The sequence below is a fragment of the Bradyrhizobium sp. CCGUVB1N3 genome (genome assembly GCF_024199925.1).
GTDB lineage: Bacteria > Pseudomonadota > Alphaproteobacteria > Rhizobiales > Xanthobacteraceae > Bradyrhizobium.
On the sequence record NZ_JANADR010000001.1, the window covers coordinates 673,379 to 693,456 of the forward strand.

General features: G+C 62.9%; 19 protein-coding genes and 1 pseudogene. 16 read left to right on the forward strand and 4 right to left on the reverse strand.

The window, feature by feature from the left end; all coding sequences use genetic code 11:
* The first annotated feature begins 184 nt into the window (after positions 1-184).
* From NLM33_RS03055 to NLM33_RS03120, 14 genes are all read left to right on the forward strand, one after another.
* A complete protein-coding gene (locus NLM33_RS03055; RefSeq protein ID WP_027523756.1) occupies positions 185-1,252 on the forward strand; it encodes an ABC transporter ATP-binding protein in 1,068 nt (355 codons plus the stop codon).
* Positions 1,253-1,297: 45 nt separating this feature from the next.
* Positions 1,298-2,617 (forward strand): ABC transporter substrate-binding protein, encoded by a 1,320-nt coding sequence (locus NLM33_RS03060; protein WP_254094564.1) that lies wholly within the window; start codon positions 1,298-1,300, stop codon positions 2,615-2,617.
* 63 nt (positions 2,618-2,680) lie between these two features.
* Positions 2,681-3,637 (forward strand): carbohydrate ABC transporter permease, encoded by a 957-nt coding sequence (locus NLM33_RS03065; RefSeq protein ID WP_254094566.1) that lies wholly within the window; start codon positions 2,681-2,683, stop codon positions 3,635-3,637.
* Positions 3,630-4,553 carry a carbohydrate ABC transporter permease gene (locus tag NLM33_RS03070; RefSeq protein WP_254094568.1) on the forward strand — a complete coding sequence of 308 codons (924 nt, stop codon included), beginning with the start codon at positions 3,630-3,632 and terminating at the stop codon, positions 4,551-4,553. The genes NLM33_RS03065 and NLM33_RS03070 overlap by 8 nt, the downstream gene beginning before the upstream one ends.
* 66 nt (positions 4,554-4,619) lie before the next feature.
* On the forward strand, positions 4,620-5,606 hold the full coding sequence (gene denD / locus NLM33_RS03075; protein ID WP_254094570.1) for a D-erythronate dehydrogenase: 987 nt from the start codon (positions 4,620-4,622) through the stop codon (positions 5,604-5,606).
* 29 nt (positions 5,607-5,635) lie between these two features.
* Positions 5,636-6,613, forward strand: coding sequence for a sugar kinase (locus tag NLM33_RS03080; RefSeq protein WP_254094572.1), 978 nt, complete (start codon positions 5,636-5,638; stop codon positions 6,611-6,613).
* A gap of 13 nt (positions 6,614-6,626) precedes the next feature.
* Complete coding sequence (eda, locus tag NLM33_RS03085; RefSeq protein ID WP_254094574.1) at positions 6,627-7,277, forward strand: bifunctional 4-hydroxy-2-oxoglutarate aldolase/2-dehydro-3-deoxy-phosphogluconate aldolase; 651 nt, start codon at positions 6,627-6,629, stop codon at positions 7,275-7,277.
* A 66-nt stretch (positions 7,278-7,343) separates the two neighbouring features.
* Positions 7,344-8,513: an acetyl-CoA acetyltransferase gene (locus NLM33_RS03090; RefSeq protein WP_254094576.1), complete on the forward strand. Its 1,170-nt coding sequence runs from the start codon at positions 7,344-7,346 to the stop codon at positions 8,511-8,513.
* Positions 8,514-8,633: 120 nt separating this feature from the next.
* Positions 8,634-8,834, forward strand: a complete 201-nt coding sequence (locus NLM33_RS03095) for a hypothetical protein (protein ID WP_027523764.1) — start codon at positions 8,634-8,636, stop codon at positions 8,832-8,834.
* A 131-nt stretch (positions 8,835-8,965) separates the two neighbouring features.
* Complete coding sequence (locus NLM33_RS03100; protein ID WP_254094578.1) at positions 8,966-10,165, forward strand: CaiB/BaiF CoA-transferase family protein; 1,200 nt, start codon at positions 8,966-8,968, stop codon at positions 10,163-10,165.
* Between the two features lie 11 nt (positions 10,166-10,176).
* Positions 10,177-11,313 (forward strand): thiolase family protein, encoded by a 1,137-nt coding sequence (locus tag NLM33_RS03105; protein ID WP_254094580.1) that lies wholly within the window; start codon positions 10,177-10,179, stop codon positions 11,311-11,313.
* Entirely contained in the window at positions 11,310-11,666 is a 357-nt protein-coding gene (locus NLM33_RS03110) for a Zn-ribbon domain-containing OB-fold protein (protein ID WP_254094582.1), read from the forward strand. The genes NLM33_RS03105 and NLM33_RS03110 overlap by 4 nt, the downstream gene beginning before the upstream one ends.
* A 485-nt stretch (positions 11,667-12,151) precedes the next feature.
* Positions 12,152-12,679, forward strand: a complete 528-nt coding sequence (locus tag NLM33_RS03115; protein WP_254094584.1) for a carboxymuconolactone decarboxylase family protein — start codon at positions 12,152-12,154, stop codon at positions 12,677-12,679.
* Positions 12,680-12,806: 127 nt separating this feature from the next.
* Entirely contained in the window at positions 12,807-13,109 is a 303-nt protein-coding gene (locus tag NLM33_RS03120) for a nucleoside triphosphate pyrophosphohydrolase family protein (protein WP_254094586.1), read from the forward strand.
* Between the two features lie 184 nt (positions 13,110-13,293).
* On the opposite strand, the gene glsA is transcribed toward NLM33_RS03120, so the two are convergent.
* On the reverse strand, positions 13,294-15,141 hold the full coding sequence (gene glsA / locus NLM33_RS03125) for a glutaminase A (protein ID WP_254094588.1): 1,848 nt from the start codon (positions 15,139-15,141) through the stop codon (positions 13,294-13,296).
* A gap of 147 nt (positions 15,142-15,288) precedes the next feature.
* Positions 15,289-15,411 (reverse strand): annotated as a pseudogene (locus NLM33_RS03130) (acetyl-CoA carboxylase biotin carboxyl carrier protein subunit); the annotation flags it as partial.
* Between the two features lie 97 nt (positions 15,412-15,508).
* Between NLM33_RS03130 and NLM33_RS03135 the strand changes: the two are divergent.
* Entirely contained in the window at positions 15,509-16,483 is a 975-nt protein-coding gene (locus tag NLM33_RS03135; protein ID WP_254094590.1) for an IclR family transcriptional regulator, read from the forward strand.
* Positions 16,413-17,972 carry an acyl-CoA carboxylase subunit beta gene (locus tag NLM33_RS03140; RefSeq protein WP_254094592.1) on the forward strand — a complete coding sequence of 520 codons (1,560 nt, stop codon included), beginning with the start codon at positions 16,413-16,415 and terminating at the stop codon, positions 17,970-17,972. Before NLM33_RS03135 ends, NLM33_RS03140 begins: the two co-directional genes overlap by 71 nt.
* 100 nt (positions 17,973-18,072) lie before the next feature.
* Here the strand turns inward: NLM33_RS03140 and NLM33_RS03145 are convergent, their stop codons facing one another.
* Together NLM33_RS03145 and NLM33_RS03150 are read right to left on the reverse strand one after the other, a co-directional pair.
* The gene (locus NLM33_RS03145) at positions 18,073-18,555 is read right to left on the reverse strand and encodes a DUF3732 domain-containing protein (protein WP_254094594.1); all 483 of its coding nucleotides are present in this window, start codon (positions 18,553-18,555) and stop codon (positions 18,073-18,075) included.
* Positions 18,534-20,078 (reverse strand): DUF3732 domain-containing protein, encoded by a 1,545-nt coding sequence (locus NLM33_RS03150; RefSeq protein ID WP_254094596.1) that lies wholly within the window; start codon positions 20,076-20,078, stop codon positions 18,534-18,536. The genes NLM33_RS03145 and NLM33_RS03150 overlap by 22 nt, the downstream gene beginning before the upstream one ends.

Here is a 20,078-nt window from a genome sequence, read left to right on the forward strand (position 1 = left end):
GTTCCTGCAAACAAAGGAACGTTGACAGCGCTACCAGCTCAGACTAACCAAAGACAAATTGCCAAAACCGCGCAAACTGCGGACAATGCTGCCTGTATGATGGGGCCTCGTTGGATGGAGCCTCAGAAGAAAAGGCGGTAGCGGTGCCCGATTGAGCGCTGCGGACCAGTGAGGAGGGAGCTAGATGTCGTCTGTGCATATCCGCGACGTGCGGAAATCGTTCGGCAATTTTGAAGTCCTGCACGGCGTGACGATTCCGATCGAGGACGGTCAGTTCGTCGTTCTCGTTGGCCCATCCGGCTGCGGCAAGTCGACGCTGCTGCGCATGCTCGCAGGGCTCGAGAACATCACCTCGGGTACGATCTCGATCGGCGAGCGCGTCGTCAACAATGTCCAGCCCAAGGAGCGGGACATTGCGATGGTGTTCCAGAATTACGCGCTCTATCCGCACATGACGGTCGCCGACAACATGGGCTTCTCGCTCAAGCTGCGCAGCGCGGGCTCCGACGAGATCAACAAGCGCGTCAAGCGCGCCGCCGAGATCCTCGCGCTCACGCCGCTGCTCGATCGCTATCCGCGCCAGCTCTCCGGCGGCCAGCGCCAGCGCGTCGCCATGGGCCGCGCCATCGTCCGCGATCCGCAGGTATTCCTGTTCGACGAGCCCTTGTCGAACCTCGACGCCAAGCTGCGCGTCGCCATGCGCACCGAGATCAAGGAGCTGCACCAGCGGCTCAAGACCACGACCGTCTACGTCACCCACGACCAGATCGAGGCCATGACCATGGCCGACAAGATCGTGGTCATGCATGACGGCATCGTCGAGCAGATGGGCACCCCGCTCGAGCTCTACGACAAGCCCGAAAACCAGTTCGTCGCGGGCTTCATCGGCTCACCGGCGATGAACTTCCTGAAAGGCCATGTGCGCTCGAACGGGGTGGCGACCTTCGAGGGCCCGAACGGCGTCAAGCTTCCGCTCAAGACCGCGCCGACCGCGTCCGACGGACAGCCCGCGGTCTATGGTGTGCGGCCCGAGCATTTCACGATCGCCGACGACGGGGCGGAAGCCGAGATCGTCGTGGTCGAACCGACCGGTTCGGAGACGCAGGTGTTCGCAAAGCTCGGCGGCGAGCAGGTTGTCGCCGTGTTCCGCGAGCGGCACCAGTTCAATCCCGGCGACAAGGTCCGGTTGAAGCCGGATCCGTCGCTGGTTCACTTGTTCGATGAGGGGACGGGAAAACGACTGAACGCATAAGACAGATTTCAACAAACTAAAAAAAGCATCATTGGGAGGAACGACATGCATGACTTCACCCGCCGGGCATTGCTTCAAGGCGGAACGGCGCTGGCTGCAACCGGCGCACTGACTGGGCCTGCACTGTTCGAATTCGCGAAAGCCTGGGCGGCGGATTCGCCGTGGAAGGCCGAGCCGGGCGCCAAGCTGACCGTGATGCGCTGGAAGCGCTTCGTGCCGGCGGAAGACGATGCGTTCAATGCGATGGTCGCGGCGTTCAAGACGGCGACCGGCACCGAAATGAACGTGTTCAGCGAGTCCTTTGAGGACGTGCAGCCGAAGGCATCCGTTGCGGCCAATACCGGCTCCGGGCTCGACCTCGCATGGGGTCTGCATACGCTGCCGCAGCTCTTCCCGACCAAAGTGCTGAAGATGAACGACGTTGCCGATTATCTCGGCAAGAAATACGGCGGCTGGACGGATGCGGCGGCCAAGACCTGCAAGCTTGGCGACGACTGGCTGGGCATTCCGGTCGCGACCAATGGCGGTTACATGACCTACCGCAAGTCGGCGACCGACAAGGCGGGCTTCAAGGAGTTTCCGAAAGACTTTCCTGGCTTCCTCGAGATGTGCAAGGCACTCAAGGCGAACAACACGCCTGCAGGTTTTGCTCTTGGGCATGCCAGCGGCGACGCCAATGCCTGGCTGCACTGGGTGCTGTGGGGGCACGGCGCCTACACGGTCGACCAGAACGACAAGATCATCATCAATTCGCCCGAAACCGTGAAGGCGCTGGAGTACTGCAAGGCGCTTTCGGAAACCTTCATCCCCGGCACTCCATCCTGGAACGACTCCTCCAACAACAAGGCGTATCTGGCCGGCGAGCTCTATTGTACCCTCAACGGCATTTCGATCTATGTCGCGGCCAAGACGGACCCCACCAAGAAGGAACTCGCCGAAGATACCTATCACGCGCTGCACCCGATCGGGCCCGTCGGCAAGCCGACTGAATTGCAGCTGGCATTTCCGATTCTCGCCTTTAACTTCACCAAATATCCGAACGCAGCAAAGGCGTTCATCGCCTTCATGCTGGAGAAGGAAAACTACGAGAAGTGGATGGATGGTGCACAGGGTTACCTGACACAGACCCTGAATGCGTATGAAACCGCGCCGGTCTGGACGGCCGATCCAAAGAACGCCGTGTTCGCGCAGGCATCCAAGCGCACCCTGCCGGCGTCCGGCATCGGTACGGTGGGCGAGAAGGCGGCAACCGCAATCGCAGACTTCATCGTCGTTGACATGTTTGCCAACTATTGCACCGGCACGAAGGACGCAAAGGGTGCGGTTGCGGAAGCCGAACGGCAATTGAAGCGCATCTATCGCTGATGATATCGAGCGGGCGGCTGTCTGGCCGCCCGCTCATTCGCACTCTGATCGGGGATATCGGGCATGGCTGATGTCGTAGTTGCTTCTCAAGCCAAGCCTCAGTTTCGAGAGGCAAGCGCCTGGGACCACCTCAGGTACAACCGCAACTGGCTCGGCTTCTGGTTCATGCTGCCGGCCATGGCCTTCCTGATCTTCTTCCTGGCCTATCCGCTGGGGCTCGGCATCTGGCTGTCCTTCACCGACACCCGCATCGGCCGGGTCGGCCAGTTCATCGGCACCGAGAATTATCAATGGCTGTGGGACGACTCCATCTTCTGGCTGTCGGTGTTCAACACGCTGCTCTACACTTTCGTCGCCAGCGCTCTCAAATTCGCGATCGGGCTCTATCTCGCGCTGCTCTTGAACGAGAACATGCCGTTCAAGGCGATGCTGCGTGCGATGGTCCTGATCCCCTTCATCGTGCCGACGGTGCTCTCGGCGCTGGCGTTCTGGTGGATCTTCGATTCCCAGTTCTCGATCATCTCGTGGTCGCTGAAGCATCTCGGTCTGATCAGCCAGAACATCAATTTCCTCGGCGACACGACCTGGGCACGCATTTGCGTGATCTTCGCCAACATCTGGCGCGGCGTGCCGTTCGTGGCGATCACGCTGCTCGCCGGCCTGCAGACGGTGTCGCCCTCGCTCTATGAAGCCGCGACGCTGGACGGCGCCACGCGCTGGCAGAATTTCCGGTACATCACCTATCCGCTGCTGACGCCGATCATCGCGGTCGTGATGACCTTCTCGGTGCTATTCACCTTCACCGACTTCCAGCTGATCTGGGCGATGACCCGCGGCGGCCCGGTCAATGCCACCCATCTGATGGCGACGCTGTCCTATCAGCGCGCGATCATCGCGGGGCAGCTCGGCGAGGGCGCGGCGATCTCCAGTGCGATGATCCCGTTCCTGCTCGCCGCGATCATGGTTTCATGGTTCGGGTTGCAGCGCCGGAAGTGGCAACAGGGAGAGAACAATGACTGATCTTCCTGCCTCGAAAGTCGATCTCAAGACCGTCCTCGCGACGCCTGCGCGCGTCGATAACAGCGAAGGCATGAGCTACCTGCAGTCGGTGCCGCGCCGGATCGTGACGCTGTACCTGCCGCTCGCGATCATCGTCGTGATCCTCTTGTTCCCGTTCTACTGGATGGCGCTGACCTCGGTGAAGCCGGACGAGCAGTTGCTCGATCTCGACAAGTACAACCCGTTCTGGACCTGGAATCCGACCTTCAAGCATTTCCACAAGCTGCTGTTCGAGAGCTACTATCCGCACTGGCTCTGGAACACGATGTATGTGGCGGTCTGCGCCACGGTGCTCTCGATCATCGCATCGGTGCTGGCGGCCTATGCCATCGTGCGCTTGCGCTACAAGGGGGCAAATCTCGTCGGCGGGCTGATTTTCCTCGCCTACCTGGTGCCGCCGTCGATCCTGTTCATCCCGCTCGCCACCGTCGTGTTCCAGTACGGCCTATTCGACTCGCCGATGGCGCTGATCCTGACCTATCCGACCATCCTGATCCCGTTCTCGACCTGGCTGTTGATGGGCTATTTCAAGACCATTCCGTTCGAGCTCGAGGAATGCGCGCTGATCGATGGAGCAAGCCGCTGGCAGATCCTGGTCAAGATCGTGTTGCCGCTGGCAATCCCCGGCTTGATCTCGGCCTTCATCTTCTGCTTCACGCTGTGCTGGAACGAGTTCATCTACGCGTTGACCTTCCTGCAATCGACCAGCAACAAGACGGTGCCGGTCGCGATCGTCAACGAGTTCGTGGACGGCGACATCTACCGCTGGGGCTCGTTGATGGCGGGGGCGCTGGCGGGGTCGCTGCCGCTGGTTATCCTTTACGCCTTCTTCGTGGAGCATTATGTGTCGGCGATGACCGGCGCCGTGAAGGAATGATTGCGGGCCCGTCGTAAGTGCGCGTCCGAATGGGCGCGTTCAAGATCAATAAGAAGGAGTAGGCTCTTGCACATTCTGGTTCTCGGCGCTGCCGGCATGGTCGGCCGCAAATTGTGCGAACGGCTGCTACGCGATGGCCGGCTCGGCAAGAGCGACGTCACCAAGCTGACCATGCATGACGTGGTCGAGCCGAAGAAGCCCGAGAAGGCCGGCTTTGCCGTCGAGACGGTGTCCGGCGATTTTGCCGTTCCCGGAGCCGCCGAAAAGCTGATCGCGGGCCGCCCGGACGTGATCTTCCATCTGGCCGCCATCGTCTCCGGCGAGGCCGAGCTCGATTTCGACAAGGGCTATCGCATCAATCTCGACGGCACGCGGATGCTGCTCGATGCCGTCCGCCTCGCTGGCGGTGGCTACAAGCCGCGCGTGGTCTTCACCTCCTCGATCGCGGTGTTCGGCGCTCCGTTCCCGGATGCGATCGGCGACGAGTTCTTCCACACGCCGCTGCTCAGCTACGGCACCCAGAAGGCGATCGGCGAACTGCTGCTCGCCGACTATTCCCGCCGCGGCTTCCTCGACGGCATCGGCATCCGCCTGCCGACAATCTGCATCCGGCCCGGCCTGCCCAACAAAGCGGCATCCGGCTTCTTCTCCAACATTTTGCGCGAGCCGCTGGCTGGCAAGGACGCGATCCTGCCGGTCTCCGAAGACGTCCGCCACTGGCATGCGACGCCGCGCTCCGCGGTGGGCTTCCTGCTCCACGCCGGCACCATGGACCTCGCCGCGGTCGGTCCGCGCCGCAATCTCACCATGCCTGGCCTGTCGGCGACGGTCGGCGAGCAGATCGCCGCCCTGAAGCGGGTCGCGGGCGAGAAGGTCGCCGCCCGCATCAAGCGGGAGCCGGATCCCTTCATCGTCGGCATCGTCAGTGGCTGGCCGCGCAATTTCGATGCGCGTCGCTCGCGCGAGCTCGGCTTCACCACCGCCGAGAAGAGCTTCGATGATATCATCCGCATTCACATCGAAGACGAGCTGGGCGGCAATTTCGTCGCCTGACGTAACCGGTGAACAGTGTGGGTGGAGTGATGGTGAGCGTTGCTTGCATCGGTGAATGCATGGTCGAGCTCCGGCAGGCCCAAGGAGGCGGGCAGTCCGGCGGCCAGGGGCAGGGCGGCGGGCTCTACTCGCGCGGCTTCGGCGGCGACACGCTCAACACGGCCGTCTATCTCGCGCGGCTCGAGGTCAAGGTCGACTATCTCACCGCGCTCGGCGACGACGGCTTGAGCGATGAGATGGTGACGGCCTGGACGGCGGAGGGCGTCGGCACCAGGCGTGTCGTGCGTCTGCCCGGCAAGCTGCCCGGCCTCTACATGATCCAGCTCGATGCGAAGGGCGAGCGGCAGTTCTTTCACTGGCGCGACAGCGCAGCTGCGCGCCGGCTGATGGATCTGCCGGAGACGGACGAGCTCCTCAACTCCTTGATGAGCTACGACATCGTCTATCTCTCCGCCATCACCCTCTCGATCTACGATCAGGCCGGGCGGGAGCGCCTGTTCGCGGCGATCAAGCGCGCGCGCCTGCTCGGCACCCGCTTCGTGTTCGACACCAATTTTCGCGCCCGCGGCTGGCCCGATCGCGACGTTGCCCGCGAGGTGTTTGCCGCGGCCTTCGAGGCCGCCGACATCGTGCTGACCTCGACCGAGGATCTGCTTGCGCTGTACCCCGGTGAAAGCCATGCCGATTTGATGGCGCGCATCACCACTCCCGAGCTGGTATTCCGTCTCGCCGAGCCGGTCAGCCTGTTGCGCTTTCCGGGCGGCACCAGCGAGGTGCGTGCCGAGCCGCTGACCAAGCCGGTGGTCGACACCACCGCGGCCGGCGACAGCTTTGCCGCGGCCTATATCGCAGCCCGGCTTGCCGGCTCCGATCCGGTCGAGGCCGCGCAGGCCGGGCATCGCCTTGCGAGCCTCGTGATCTGCTATCCCGGTGCCATCATTCCGGCCTATGCCATGCCGCCGAAGAAGCGGCTCCGGCCGGCAACCTCACGCCAAGCGACAAAGTGAAAATCGAGACGCCATGACCACGACTGCCAAACAGGAAAAGCTCGCGGCGCTGTTCAAGGCCGCGACCGTCATCCCCGTCCTCACCATCGAGCGTCTCGAGGACGCCGTGCCGCTGGCGCGCGCCCTCGTTGCCGGTGGCGTCAAGACGCTGGAGGTGACGCTGCGCACCTCCGTGGCGATCGAGGCGGCAAAGGCGATGATATCGGAGGTGCCGGAGGCGATCGTCGGCATCGGCACCATTCTCAACCCGGCCGACCTTGCGCGTGCCGAGAAGCTCGGCGTCAAGTTCGGCATCAGCCCGGGCGGCACGCCCGATCTGTTGAAGGCCGCCGCCGACAGCGCCTTGCCCTTTGCCCCGGGCATTGCGACTGCGTCCGAGCTGATGCAGGCGTTGGCATTCGGCTTCGATCTGGCAAAGTTCTTCCCGGCGGAGCAGGCCGGCGGCATCAAGGGCCTGCGGGCGCTGGGCGGTCCGTTCCCCAATGTGCGCTTTTGCCCCACCGGCGGCGTCGGCGAGGCCAATGCGGCGACCTGGCTCGCCGAGCCGAACGTGCTGGCGGTCGGCGGTTCCTGGCTATGCCCGGCTGCGGAGATCAGGGCGGGGAACTGGGCCGGCATAACTGCCATCTGCCAGCGCACCCTGAAAGGCCTCAAAGCCACGTGAAGTCTTGGGCCTGATGGGCTAAGAATCGGGCAGGGGGAGACGAGGGAAGATCTGAGGAGAGTGACCATGACCGCCAGCATCGTCGGATGGGCGCACACGCCGTTCGGCAAGTTCGACACCGAGATCGTCGAAAGCCTCGTCACGCGCGTTGCCAATGAGGCGCTCGCCGATGCCGGCATCTCGGCTGGCGATGTCGACGAGATCGTGCTCGGTCATTTCAACGCCGGCTTCTCGCCGCAGGATTTTACCGCCTCGCTGGTGCTCCAGGCCGATCCGCATTTGCGCTTCAAGCCGGCGACCCGTGTCGAGAACGCCTGCGCCACCGGCTCGGCCGCCGTGCATCAGGGCCTGCGCGCGATCGCGGCCGGCGCTGCCAAAATCGTGCTGGTCGTCGGCGTCGAGCAGATGACGCGCACGCCGGGTCCGGAGATCGGCAAGAACCTCCTGAAGGCGTCCTATCTGCCGGAAGACGGCGACACCGTTGGCGGCTTCGCCGGCGTGTTCGGCAAGATCGCCAGCGCCTATTTCCAGAAATACGGCGACCAGTCCGACGCGCTGGCGCTGATCGCGGCCAAGAACCACAAGAACGGCGTTGCCAACCCCTTCGCCCAGATGCGCAAGGATTTTGGCTTCGAGTTCTGCCGCTCCGAAAGCGAGAAGAATCCTTACGTCGCCGGTCCCCTGAAGCGCACCGACTGCTCGCTCGTCTCCGACGGCGCTGCGGCACTGGTGCTGGCCGACGCCGAGACCGCCAAGGGCATGAGCAAGTCGATCGGCTTCCGCGCCACCGCGCATGCCCAGGACTTCCTGCCGATGAGCAAGCGCGACATCCTCCAGTTCGAAGGCTGCACGGTTGCCTGGCAGCGCGCGCTTGAGAAGGCCGGCGTGTCGCTCGCCGACCTCTCCTTCGTCGAGACCCACGACTGCTTCACGGTCGCCGAGCTGATCGAATATGAAGCGATGGGCCTGACGCCGAGGGGGCAGGGCGCCCGTGCCATCAAGGAGGGCTGGACGCTGAAGGACGGCAAGCTGCCGGTCAATCCGTCCGGCGGGCTCAAGTCGAAGGGCCATCCGATCGGCGCCACCGGCGTCTCCATGCATGTGATGACCGCAATGCAGCTTGCAGGCCAGGCGCCCGAGGGCATGCAGATCAAGGGCGCCAGGCTCGGCGGCATCTTCAACATGGGCGGTGCTGCCGTCGCCAACTACGTTTCCGTCCTGGAGCCGTTGAAGTAAGCTGTAAGGGTGGGCAAAGGCGCGAATGCGCCGCGCCCACCCTTCCTTGCGCTATGTCAAGGTGGCCACGTTTCGCTTCGCTCACCCTCCTGCTCTTGATTGATTTCCGGGGAATGCATCATGAGCAATGATAGCTCGCTATCACTCGACGAACTCAACGATCGTATCGCGATCCTCGAGGGCAATATCAGGCAGCTCATCGAGCAGGCCGCCGCCGCGTCCGGCGAGCAGAGCGAGGCGCGTATCGCCGATCGCATCAACCAGCAGAACGACGAGCTCGACCGGCTGCTCAAGATCCGCGAAGCCCGCCAGAAGAAATAAGCGGCGCCGCCCCGTGCTCGCACGCGGCGCATGCGGCCATACGCCCGCCGCCCTTGCTTGGGCCTCGCCGCTTCAGTTAGCTGGCCGAAATCGCGGGCCGCAGCTGGGCCCCGCGCAATCGGGAGTGAACGATGGGGCCGTTGAAGGGCATCAAGGTCATCGACATGACGACCGTGCTGATGGGGCCGTATGCGACCCAGATGCTCGGCGACTATGGTGCCGACATCATCAAGGTGGAGTCGCTCGAAGGCGACGTCACCCGCCTGATCGGCCCGATGCGACATGCCGGCATGGGTCCGGTATTCCTCAACACCAATCGCAGCAAGCGCTCGATCTGCCTCGATCTGAAGAAGCCCGCGGGCCGCGACGCCGTGCTGCGGCTCATCAAGGACGCCGACGCCCTCGTCTATAACGTCCGGCCGCAGGCCATGGCGCGCCTTCAGCTCGGCTATGACGTGGTCTCCGCGATCAACCCGCGCCTCGTCTATGCCGGCGTGTTCGGCTTCGGCCAGGACGGGCCCTATGCCGCAAAACCCGCCTATGACGATCTGATCCAGGGCGCAACCGCGCTGCCTGCGCTGATGGCGCAGACCGGCGACGGCGTGCCGCGCTACGTGCCGAACGCGCTGGTCGACCGCATCGTCGGTCTCACCGCGGTCGGCGCGATCTGCGCCAGCCTCGTGCATCGCGACCGCACCGGGCGCGGCCAGCGCGTCGACATCCCGATGTTCGAGACCATGGCCGGCTTCGTCATGGGCGATCACATGGGCGGGCTCACCTTCGAGCCGCCGCTCGACAAGGGCGGCTACGCGCGGCATCTGTCGCGCGACCGCAGGCCCTACAAGACTGCGGACGGCTATCTCAGCGTGATCGTCTACAACGACAAGCAGTGGCAGAACTTCTTCGAGGCGACCGGCCGTGACGATCTGCGCGCCGACAAGAGGTTCGCGACCTTTGCCGGCCGCGCTGCGAACATCGATTTCGTCTATGCCGAGCTCGCGCGCATCTTCGAGACGCGCGCGACCGCCGAATGGATCGAGCTTTTGACCAAGGCCGACGTGCCGGTCATGCCGATGCACGATTTGCAAACGATCCTGCATGATCCTCATCTCGAGGCGACCGATTTTTTTCCGGTGGTCAACCATCCGACCGAAGGCCCGATCCGCAGCATGAAGGTCACCGCGACGTGGTCGGACACCGACGCCGAACCGTCACGGCTCGCACCGCGGCTGAACCAGCACGGCGCGGAGATCCTGAAGGAGATCGGCTATTCCGCCGATGAGATTGCTGCTCTGGTGCGCGACGGCGTGACCCGCTCGCCGCCGGAGTAGGGAGAGGCACGATGAGCTTCATCACCGGCGTCGGGCTCACGCCTTACGGCAAGCATGAAGGCTCATCCTCGCTCGACCTGATGAGCCGTGCGGCCCAGCTTGCGCTCGACGATGCCGGGCTGACGCGCACGGAGATTGACGGTGTCCTCTGCGGCTATTCGACGGTGTCGCCGCACATCATGCTGGCGACCGTCTTCGCGGAGCATTTCGGCATCCGCCCCAGCTACGCCCACGCCGTGCAGGTCGGCGGCGCGACGGGGCTCGCGATGACCATGCTCGCGCACCACCTGGTCGAGGCCGGCGTGGTTCGGCATGTGCTCGTTGTGGCCGGCGAGAACCGTCTCACCGGGCAGAGCCGCGATGCTTCGATCCAGGCGCTGGCGCAGGTCGGCCATCCCGATTACGAGGTGCCCCTCGGCCCGACCATCCCCGCCTATTACGGCCTCGTCGCGTCCCGCTATATGCACGAATACGGCGTGACGGAGGAGGACCTTGCGGAGTTCGCCGTGCTGATGCGCGCGCACGCATGCGCCCATCCCGGCGCGCAGTTCCACGAGCCGATCACGGTTGTGGACGTGATGGCGTCCAAGCCTGTGGCGCTGCCGTTGAAACTGCTCGATTGCTGCCCGGTATCCGATGGCGGCGCCGCCTTCGTGATCAGTCGCGAGCGGATCGGCGAGGCCGGCGTGCGGGTCCGCGGCTGCGCGCAGGCGCATACCCATCAGCACGTTACAGCAGCTCCGGCGCTTGGCGAGCTTGGCGCCGAGATTTCGATCGCGCGCGCGAAACAGACTTCAGGGCTTGCGATACCAGATGTGCGCTATGCCGCCGTCTATGACAGCTTTACAATCACGCTCGCGATGTTGCTCGAAGACCTCGGCCTCGCCGGACGCGGCGAGGCCGCAGTGCGCGTGCGGTCCGGATATTTTAGCCGCGACGGACGCATGCCGCTCAACACCCATGGCGGTCTTCTCAGCTACGGACATTGCGGCGTCGGCGGCGCGATGGCGCATCTGGTCGAGACGCATCTCCAGATGACCGGACGCGCGGGCACTCGTCAGGTCCGCGACGCCTCGATCGCGCTGCTGCATGGCGACGGCGGCGCGTTATCCTCGCATGTCAGCATGTTCCTGGAGCGGGTGCGATGAGCGCGCGAATCGCGGACTGGACGAAAGGCGAAGCAGCGATCGTCTATCAACGCTGCGGGTCGTGCGGCGGCCTGCAGTATTTCCATCGCGCTTTCTGTGCGGCGTGTGGTGCGCCTGATCCGCGGGAACATCGCGCGAGCGGCAAGGGCAGGGTCTATGCAACGACGCTCGTCTGCCGCGCGGCCACGCCCGAGACGCGCGCGCATGTGCCCTACAACATCCTGCTCGTCGATTGCGCCGAGGGCTTTCGCATGATGGCGCACGGTGAGAAGGATATTTCGATCGGCGATGAGGTCACCGCGCAGTTCGTCTCGTTTGCCGGGAAGCTCGTTCCGTTTTTCACCAAGGTTTAGCTAATGGTTTTCGTCATTCGGGGGGCGGTCGAACGGACCGAACCTGGAACGGAATTCTGGGTCTGGCACCAGGGCCGCGCGCTTTGCGCGGTCCCGTACGCACCACCCCGGAATGACGAAATTTCTTTTCAGCGCCCGTAGAACAATATGCTGGCGATGACGAGCATCGCCGTCACCGCCAGCATATGCGCGAGCGCTTCCGAGGCCGCCCTCCTGGTGGCTTCCTTCATGCCGTTTACTCCCTAGACCTGGGCGTGACTCATCGTTGCGCGCGATGCGCAGGCGACGGTCCTATTTTTTACTCGGAACACCCCACTTCGAGTATTCGCTGCGATTTGTCCCCACGCTGCGAATATCGACGGTTGCAAGTTCGTTCAGCAATACGGCGGCAATTTGACTCGATGATGTTGCTCTTGCGTCGGTGCAAGAATAGTCTCGAAAAACTGCCCGAAAAAGCGCAACAAGACCAATACCCAAGGTGGCTGATGGCCCGTATCGACTACGCCGATCCTTCCATGGCGTCCGAGCGTACCCGCGACATTCTCGCCAAGAATCGCAACGCCAATATTTTCCGCATGATGTCGCATTCGCCTGATTATTTCGTGCAGTATTGCCGACTGGGCGGTGCGATCCGGAGCCGGGGCGAGCTTGACCCGATCGTGCGGGAACTTGCGATCACGCGGACCGGGATTCTCTGCGAGGCGCCTTACGAGGTCATCGCGCACAAGCGCATCGGCAGGAATGTCGGCGTCACCGACGAGCAGAACGAGGCGCTCGCGAACTGGCAGGCGGCGACGTGCTTTACCGAGACGCAGCGCGCGGCGCTCGCGTTCGCAGACGAGATCGTCAAGCTGAACAAGCCGACGGACGCGACCTTCAAGGCGATCGCCGCAATGCTCACGCCGGGCGCGCTGGTCGAATTGCAGCTTTCGGTCGGCTTCTACATCATGACGTCGAAATTTCTTGAGACGTTTGAGATCGACCTCCAGCCGGTGACGGAGGTCGTGGGCTAAAGCGCGATGAGACTGGGATGAATCGTCATCGCGCTTTAGTTTATTGTTTGAGCATGATCGTTTCGGAGAACCGCTTCACACTTTTCCGGATCATGCTCTAGGGTTCGAGACGCGGCGAGGGATGCCGATGGACATCGATGAATTCGCGGCCTGGGCTGCGACGATAGCCAAGGTCGAAGAGCACCCGACCAACGAGCGGCTGTCCTATCTCGGTCTCGGCCTGACGGCCGAGGCCGGCGAGGTCGCCGATCACATCAAGAAGCTCTTGCGCGACGGCTGGCTCGATCAGGCCGGCCTCGTCGATGAGCTCGGCGACACCATGTACTACTGGGCCTGCCTGTGTGCGGCGACTGGCCAGAAGCCGTCCGAGCTGCTGGCCAAGAGCGCCGCCAGGATCAACAGGCGCCTGCGCGAGGCGGCGAGCCGCTAGACGATCGCTTCCGTGCGACCAAGCAGGTGGACCTCATCCTGAGGAGCCCGCTGAAAGCGGGCGTCTCGAAGGATGGCCGCGGGCGGGATCTTGCCTGTGGCCGTCCTTCGAGACGCGCGCAAGAGCGCGCTCCTCAGGACGAGGCTGATGGATGACGGCACGCTCCTGACGATCCCTGAGCGGCCTACGTCGACGTCAGGATATCCACCTTGGCGTTGGCGACGATCAGCCGGTCTGCGAGGAGCTGCGCCAAATTGCGCATGATGCGCTCGCTGGCATGCGGATGTTGCTGGCGAAAACGCTCGAAATCCTTCAACGGCACCTCGAAAGCGGTCGCCGCCATGTCGGCCAGCACGTCCGCGGAGCGGGTCGATTCGAGCAGCGCCATTTCACCGAAGGCCATGCCGGCCGTCAGCGTCGCCAGGCGGACGCCGTCGGGCAGCGTGACGTGCACCGCCCCGCTGCGCAGGAAGAACAGGGAATCGGCGGGATCGCCGGCCGCGACGATCCTCGCGCCGGTCTGATAGGTGCGGATCGTGCAGAGCGAGCCGAGATCGGTCAGCTCTTCCTCGTCGAGGCCTGCAAGCAGCGGCTGCTCGACGAGCTCCGTGGTCTCGTGAAAATCGATCGCTCCACCATAGCGATAGACGATCTGGTCTTCGGCCCATTCGATCGCGGTGTCGAGCAGGTAGAAGTCGCGAACGTTCTTCAGCGTTGCCGTCCATTCGCGAAGCGCGGTCCATTCCCGCGAGGTGCGCTGGACGCCGGACAGGACCACGGTAACGTTCAGCGCCGCGAGATCTTCGAAGGCCTCGGCCACGAGCCGCGCGCCGGCGCGTGTGGTCGAGGTGACGCGGTGCAGGTCGAAGATCACGAGCTGCGGCCGCGGCCGCGCGGCGAGCCGCCGCGAGACGTAGTCGACGGCCGAGAGCGACAGCGTGCCGACGAGCTCGATGACCCGCACCTCCTCCTCGTGGGCTGCGAGGATCTCGCGCTCCCTGAGGCGGCGAACGCGGCGCGACGGGCTCTGGCCGATGTGATAATCCGCGATGATCGCATTGCGCGCGTCGTCGCTGCGGTTGAGCATGTGCAGGTCGTAATGCGAGGACAGCGCTTCGCAGACCTTGATGCCGCGCACGCTGTTGCCGTGCTTGTCGAGCTTTGGCGAATAGCTGCCGAGCCCGAGCCGGGCGGGTAGGGCTGCGAGGATGCCGCCGCCGACGCCGCTCTTGGCGGGAATGCCGATCCGGTAGATCCATTCGCCGGCATAGTCGTACATGCCCGACGACGTCATCACCGACAGTGTCCGAGAGATTGCGTAAGGTGTCATCACCTGCTCGCCGGTGACCGGATTGACGCCGCGGTTGGCGAGCGTCGCCGCCATCACCGCGATGTCGCGCGCGGTGACGAGTACCGCGCATTGCCGGAAATAGACGTCGAGCACATCAGCGACGTTGTCCTTGATCACCGCATTGGTGCGCAGGAGATACGCGATGGCGCGGTTGCGATCGCCGGTCTGGCTCTCCGAAGTGTAGACGGCCTCGTCCACGTCCAGCTCGCGGCCGGCGAAGCGACTGAGGGCTTTTCGGATCTCCTCGAAGGCGGCTTCGCCCTTGCTCTCCTGGATCAGCCCGGTGCAGGCGATGGCTCCGGCGTTGACCATCGGGTTGAACGGGTGGTTCTCGGCGTTGAGCCGGATCGAGTTGAAGGGATCGCCGGAGGGCTCGACGCCGATCGCGCTCTCGACGCGCGCCGCGCCCAGCATGTCGAGCGCCAGCGCGAACACGAACGGCTTTGACATCGACTGGATGGTGAAGGGGACCCGGCTGTCGCCGACTTCATAGACGTGACCGTCCAACGTCGCGAGGCTGATGCCGAAATAGGCAGGATCGGCCTTGCTGAGCTCGGGAATGTAGTCGGCCACCGCGCCGGAGGTCTCGGCAGAGAATTCGGTGAGACAATGGTTCAGGAACCGCAGCAAAGGCGGCTTCGATTGCGTCCAGGCGCTGGCGGGCGGTGATAGCGGTGTCATGGTTCCCTTGTGCAACGCCATCAGGGCAGGCGCAACCCGCCTGGAACGGGCTCCTCATGCAACGCTAGCGGCTCAACGAAAGATTTCATCATTCGGCTCGAGTAGCGTGCCACTGTCGCAATGCTGATTGCATTGTCAGTTCGCGATGATCGCGATCTTCATGGCTTCGATGAATGCAACGTCGTCGCCATCCGCGACGCTGTTTCCAACTTCAACGGGAATCGCGCAGATGCGTCCTGCGACTTCCGTGACGATCTTAATTTCTGGCATGCCAATCGCCTTTTTGTTGTCGTCGCAAGATGCCTGAGGTAGCGTGTCCCTCAAGCGGAATTTAATTCCGCACAGCGGAACACAACTGGTAGGGAACATGGGACGACGTTCGGAGCGGTTGAGCAGGCAAAATGTCCTCGCTGGCGAAGCCGGCGAAAGTGATGTGATCCAGGTGGTGTCGCGCGCATTCGATGTGTTGCGATGCTTCGAGAGCCACGAGGCGCGGCTCGGCAATCTTGAAATCTCCAACCGCTGCGGCCTGCCGCGCTCGACGGTGTCGCGGCTCACGCACACGCTGACGCGCATGGGGCAGCTGGTCTATCTGCCGCGCGATCAAAAGTATCGGATCGGGCCGAGCGCGGTCGCCATGAGCGCCTCGATGATGAAGGGCGCGCAACTGCGCAACCTCATCCGCCTGCGGCTCGAGGACATCGCCGAGCAATTGCCGGGGACGGTGGGCTTCGTCATCCCCGATCGATTCCATCTCGTCTATCTCGAGTTCGCTCGCTCGGCGAGCGCGCTCGGCCTGCACGAGGGAACCGGCAGCCGGATCGCGATGGCCTCGACCGCCGCGGGCGCCGCTTATACGGCGGCGTTGCAGCCGGAGATCGGCGATGCCCTGGTTGCGGAGATGGAGCGGGAGGCGCCGGAGGCGGCCCGGCTGCTGAAGCCGCGCATCGAAGCCAATCGCGAGTTCCTGCGCGAGCACGGCTATGTCGTGGCCTGCGGCCTGTGGAGCCCCCACATCAACGGCGTCGCGGTGCCGATGTGGTCGCCGCAATATCAGACCGTCGTGGTGGTCACGATCGGCCTGTTGGCAGCGATGTATGACGAGGAGCGGTTGCACAGCGAGGTTGGGCCGCTGATGGTCAAGCTCGGCAAGGCGGTCGGCGACCTGCTCGAAGGCGCCGAGGGCGATTTCCTCAACAACCGTCTCGAGCGCAAGCCGATCGCGATGGCCGTGCGAAACAATAACAAGCCGATCGCGCCGGGGGGATTGAATGAACTGGAAGCCGGAACTCGACGAGCTCGCCCGGCGCGAAGCCTTCGCGCGGGAGATGGGCGGCGTTGACAAGGTCAAGCGACAGCATGACCAGGGCCGGCTGACTGTTCGGGAGCGTATCGACGGGCTGATCGACAAAGGCAGCTTTCACGAGATCGGTGCCGTCTCCGGCATCGGTGAATACGACGCGCATGGCGAGCTCAAGCATGTGACGCCGGCGAACTGCGTGTTCGGCCGCGCCAGGGTCGACGGCCGCACGGTGGTGGTGGTCGGCGACGATTTCACCGTGCGTGGCGGCTCGGCTGATGCGTCGATCTCCGCCAAGCCGCTGATGGCGGAGGAGATGGCGCACGATTTCCGCCTGCCGATCATCCGCATCATCGAAGGCTCCGGCGGCGGCGGCTCGGTGAAGACCATCGAGACCAAGGGCGCGGCGAACCTGCCGGGCGGCATCGGCGGCACGCGCTGGTATCGCTTCACGACGGAGAACCTCGCGCGCGTGCCCGTCGTGGCGCTGGGGCTCGGTTCGGTCGCGGGTCTTGGCGCCGCGCGGCTTGCCGCCAGCCACTACTCCATCATGACCAAAAATTCCGCGATGTTCGTCGCGGGACCGCCGGTGGTGAAGCGGCTCGGGCAGGATCTGTCCAAGCAGGATCTCGGCGGCGCCGATATCCAGACCCGCGCCGGCGCGGTCGATCATGCCGTCGAGACCGAGGCCGAGGCGTTCGCCTGCGCGCGGCGCTTCCTGTCCTACCTGCCGGCGTCGGTCTACGAATTGCCGCCGACGCTGCCTTGCCATGACGATCCGGAACGCATTGACGAAGCCCTGACGAAGGCCGTGCCGCGGAGCCGCCGGCAGGTCTACAAGATGCGCCCCATTATCGAGTCCGTCGTCGACAAGGGCTCGTTCTTCGAGGTCGCCGGCAATTTCGGCAAGCCGATCATCGTTGGCCTCGCGCGGCTCGAGGGCAGGGCGGTGATGCTGCTTGCCAGCGATCCCTTCCACTATGGCGGCTCATGGACCGCGGATGCCTGTCAGAAGGTGGTGCGCTGGGTCGATTTCGCGGAGACCTTTCATCTGCCGATCGTCTATCTCATGGATTGCCCGGGCTTCATGATCGGGTTGGACGCCGAGAAGGCGGCCACGATCCGCCACGGCGTGCGCGCCATGGCTGCGGTCAACCAGACCACGGTGCCCTGGTGCACGGTGATCCTGCGCAACGCGTTTGGCGTGGCCGGCGTCGTGCATCAGCCCGCCGATCGCTTCTCGATCCGCTACGCCTGGCCGTCGGCCTATTGGGGCTCGCTGCCGCTCGAAGGCGGCATCGAGGCCGCTTACCGCGCCGACATCGACGCCGCCGAGGACAAGGCGGCGAAGCTGAAGGAGATCGAGGAGCGCCTCAACAAGCTGCGCTCGCCGTTCCGCTCGGCCGAAAAGTTCTGGGTCGAGGAGATCATCGACCCCCGCAAGACGCGGCCCCTGCTGTGCGAGTTCGCGCGGCTGGCGGAGCCGCTCAGGACGCCGGGGCCGCCGGGGAACATGACGATCAGGCCGTAGCTCTTAACCGTCATTGCGAGCGAAGCGAAGCAATCCAGATTGCTTCCGCGGAGGGATTCTGGATCGTAACTGTTGTTGACAGCTTGGCAGGCTGCGCTCCTCATTGTTTGGGCAGCCAAGCGGAGGGAATCAGAAAATCCGCCTCTCCGCGCCAATTCGCAACCTCTTCGACGCCTTCAATCTCGCCCCAAGCGTGGCGATCTGCGTGATCAAGAACGATGATTTGAAGTCGCGCTTTGAAACTCTTATGGGCGCGCGCGAGGGCTCTAAAAATCTGACGCGTACTCTCTAGATCGTCTAAGTGCCGCGTCGAGCGCCTGCGATCAATAGTTCTGGCGTCTGGGTTTTGGAGGATTTCCTCGAACGTGTCTGAAGGAAAATAGACTTGGCTTGGCTGGTCGATCACCAAGAAGGTGGGGACAGGGTTGTGACTGTCGCGCTTCAGGAAAATTCCATGCAACGCAAGAATTGTTGCAAGATGGTAAGCCATCCAATTTTCGCCACTTCCGATCTCCCATAGGAAATCTGGCTTGGTTGCCCCCTGATTCACGAACTTAACATTCAATTCGCGTTCATCGAGCAAGGGGCGACCTGTCGCGCCAGAAACACACGGAGTTCTTCGACGAAACGCTCGATATATCTAGAGATTGCATCCCGAGCCTTCTCTTCTCTCTCTCGGCGGCTCTGCTCGTCCAATTGTCTCAGTAACGTGCCTATTTGGGCGCTAATGTTACGATGACGGGCCTCAATTCCATCGTCCCCCTCAACTTCCCCAAGAATCCTGAGTGCTTGTTCGGTGTTGCCAATGAAACGGTAGACACTTTCCAAGCTCAAACTTCGACCTCGGTCTGCGTCTTCCTTCGTTTCGAGTTCAGATCGCGTTCGGCGGAGTTCTAGCAGTCTCCGCTCGTCCCCTAGGAGCTGACGCTGAATTGAAACGATCTCGTTGTCTACCATCGGGGCAGTAGTCGTCGTGCCAGCTGTGAGTTCGCTCAACTCGCGGATAGGAGTTTCCAACTCTTCGAGCGATCGCCGTGCTGCATCTGTCTCGGTGCCACAAAGGACGCACTGGCTAATATCAATAGCATTCTTAAACCAACCGACGCCTTGAGTTCTTGCTTGATGGTCCTCCAGAATATCACCGTAGTCCATTACGGTTGAACGGAGACTCTTTAGGCGTCGGAGGCGACGACGAGCAGCAGCGATGGCGCTATCTAACGCTTGCTCTTGTTGCCGTATCTCTTCCAATCGAGTGACGCTGGCGGAGATGCGGCCGCTTCCGCGAACGGGTGTGCCATTAGCTTCAACGACAGCCTGCAAGGCCTTGATAATATCGCGAAGTTCGGCAGGGGGATCGCCTGGAGGAAGAAGACTTAGTTCTTGCGCTCTGAAATAGGCGCCGGTTGCGTTCGCGCGCCAGTTTTCAATTCCGGATTTGCGCTGCTTAAGCTCGAGTTCGAGTTTGCGCTGCTCTTCTCGTAACAATTGTAGTCTATGACGACGCATAAGATCATCATTCGTTATGACGCCCATGGCTAGTGGAAGGACGTTTCTGAGCTTTTCCCGATGCTCGGAAGAATCTGCCTTAAAGAAGAGAGTGTAGGGATTGGCAACTATATGCTGCGGCTGAAAGTTGAACGCAGCCATGTCTCGAAATGAGGCTCTTTCATTGAATGCTCGTGCCTCATCGGGATCCATCTTTAGGTTCGTGAGGCCTGATAGCGTATCCATCTTAATGCGAAACTGCTCGGCGCTGATGTTCTGAGTCGGGCGGAGCGGGGGCGGCCCGTCTACGTCGGCGCCTTGTTGAACCCAGAAAGCATTGGACACTTGACGTCCATCGGGCTTGTGGCGGGCGATTCGCATCGCGCCAACGTCCGTGTCGAGCCGCAATCCGAACCATGAGGAGGTGTTCCGAATGTGGCCCACTGGTATGGCGCATGTGCCGGCGCCTAGGACGTAGTCAATGATTGCAATGACGGACGATTTGCCCGTCGCGCTCCATCCGGTGATGACACTGATCTTTTTGGTATCGAACTGTATGATCCGAGGGGAGTGCTCGGGGTTCTCGGGCCAAATAATCAGTTCCCTAATGAATAGCTTCAT

Coding starts and splice junctions, on each gene's coding strand:
- NLM33_RS03115 (WP_254094584.1), top strand. CDS start 12,152: ATGGCCCGTATCGACTACGCCGATCCTTCCATGGCGTCCGAGCGTACC.
- NLM33_RS03080 (WP_254094572.1), top strand. CDS start 5,636: ATGGTGAGCGTTGCTTGCATCGGTGAATGCATGGTCGAGCTCCGGCAG.
- NLM33_RS03070 (WP_254094568.1), top strand. CDS start 3,630: ATGACTGATCTTCCTGCCTCGAAAGTCGATCTCAAGACCGTCCTCGCG.
- NLM33_RS03140 (WP_254094592.1), top strand. CDS start 16,413: ATGAACTGGAAGCCGGAACTCGACGAGCTCGCCCGGCGCGAAGCCTTC.
- NLM33_RS03105 (WP_254094580.1), top strand. CDS start 10,177: ATGAGCTTCATCACCGGCGTCGGGCTCACGCCTTACGGCAAGCATGAA.
- NLM33_RS03055 (WP_027523756.1), top strand. CDS start 185: ATGTCGTCTGTGCATATCCGCGACGTGCGGAAATCGTTCGGCAATTTT.
- glsA (WP_254094588.1), bottom strand. CDS start 15,141: ATGACACCGCTATCACCGCCCGCCAGCGCCTGGACGCAATCGAAGCCG.
- NLM33_RS03065 (WP_254094566.1), top strand. CDS start 2,681: ATGGCTGATGTCGTAGTTGCTTCTCAAGCCAAGCCTCAGTTTCGAGAG.
- NLM33_RS03135 (WP_254094590.1), top strand. CDS start 15,509: ATGGGACGACGTTCGGAGCGGTTGAGCAGGCAAAATGTCCTCGCTGGC.
- eda (WP_254094574.1), top strand. CDS start 6,627: ATGACCACGACTGCCAAACAGGAAAAGCTCGCGGCGCTGTTCAAGGCC.
- NLM33_RS03100 (WP_254094578.1), top strand. CDS start 8,966: ATGGGGCCGTTGAAGGGCATCAAGGTCATCGACATGACGACCGTGCTG.
- NLM33_RS03110 (WP_254094582.1), top strand. CDS start 11,310: ATGAGCGCGCGAATCGCGGACTGGACGAAAGGCGAAGCAGCGATCGTC.
- NLM33_RS03120 (WP_254094586.1), top strand. CDS start 12,807: ATGGACATCGATGAATTCGCGGCCTGGGCTGCGACGATAGCCAAGGTC.
- NLM33_RS03090 (WP_254094576.1), top strand. CDS start 7,344: ATGACCGCCAGCATCGTCGGATGGGCGCACACGCCGTTCGGCAAGTTC.
- NLM33_RS03150 (WP_254094596.1), bottom strand. CDS start 20,078: ATGAAGCTATTCATTAGGGAACTGATTATTTGGCCCGAGAACCCCGAG.
- NLM33_RS03095 (WP_027523764.1), top strand. CDS start 8,634: ATGAGCAATGATAGCTCGCTATCACTCGACGAACTCAACGATCGTATC.
- NLM33_RS03060 (WP_254094564.1), top strand. CDS start 1,298: ATGCATGACTTCACCCGCCGGGCATTGCTTCAAGGCGGAACGGCGCTG.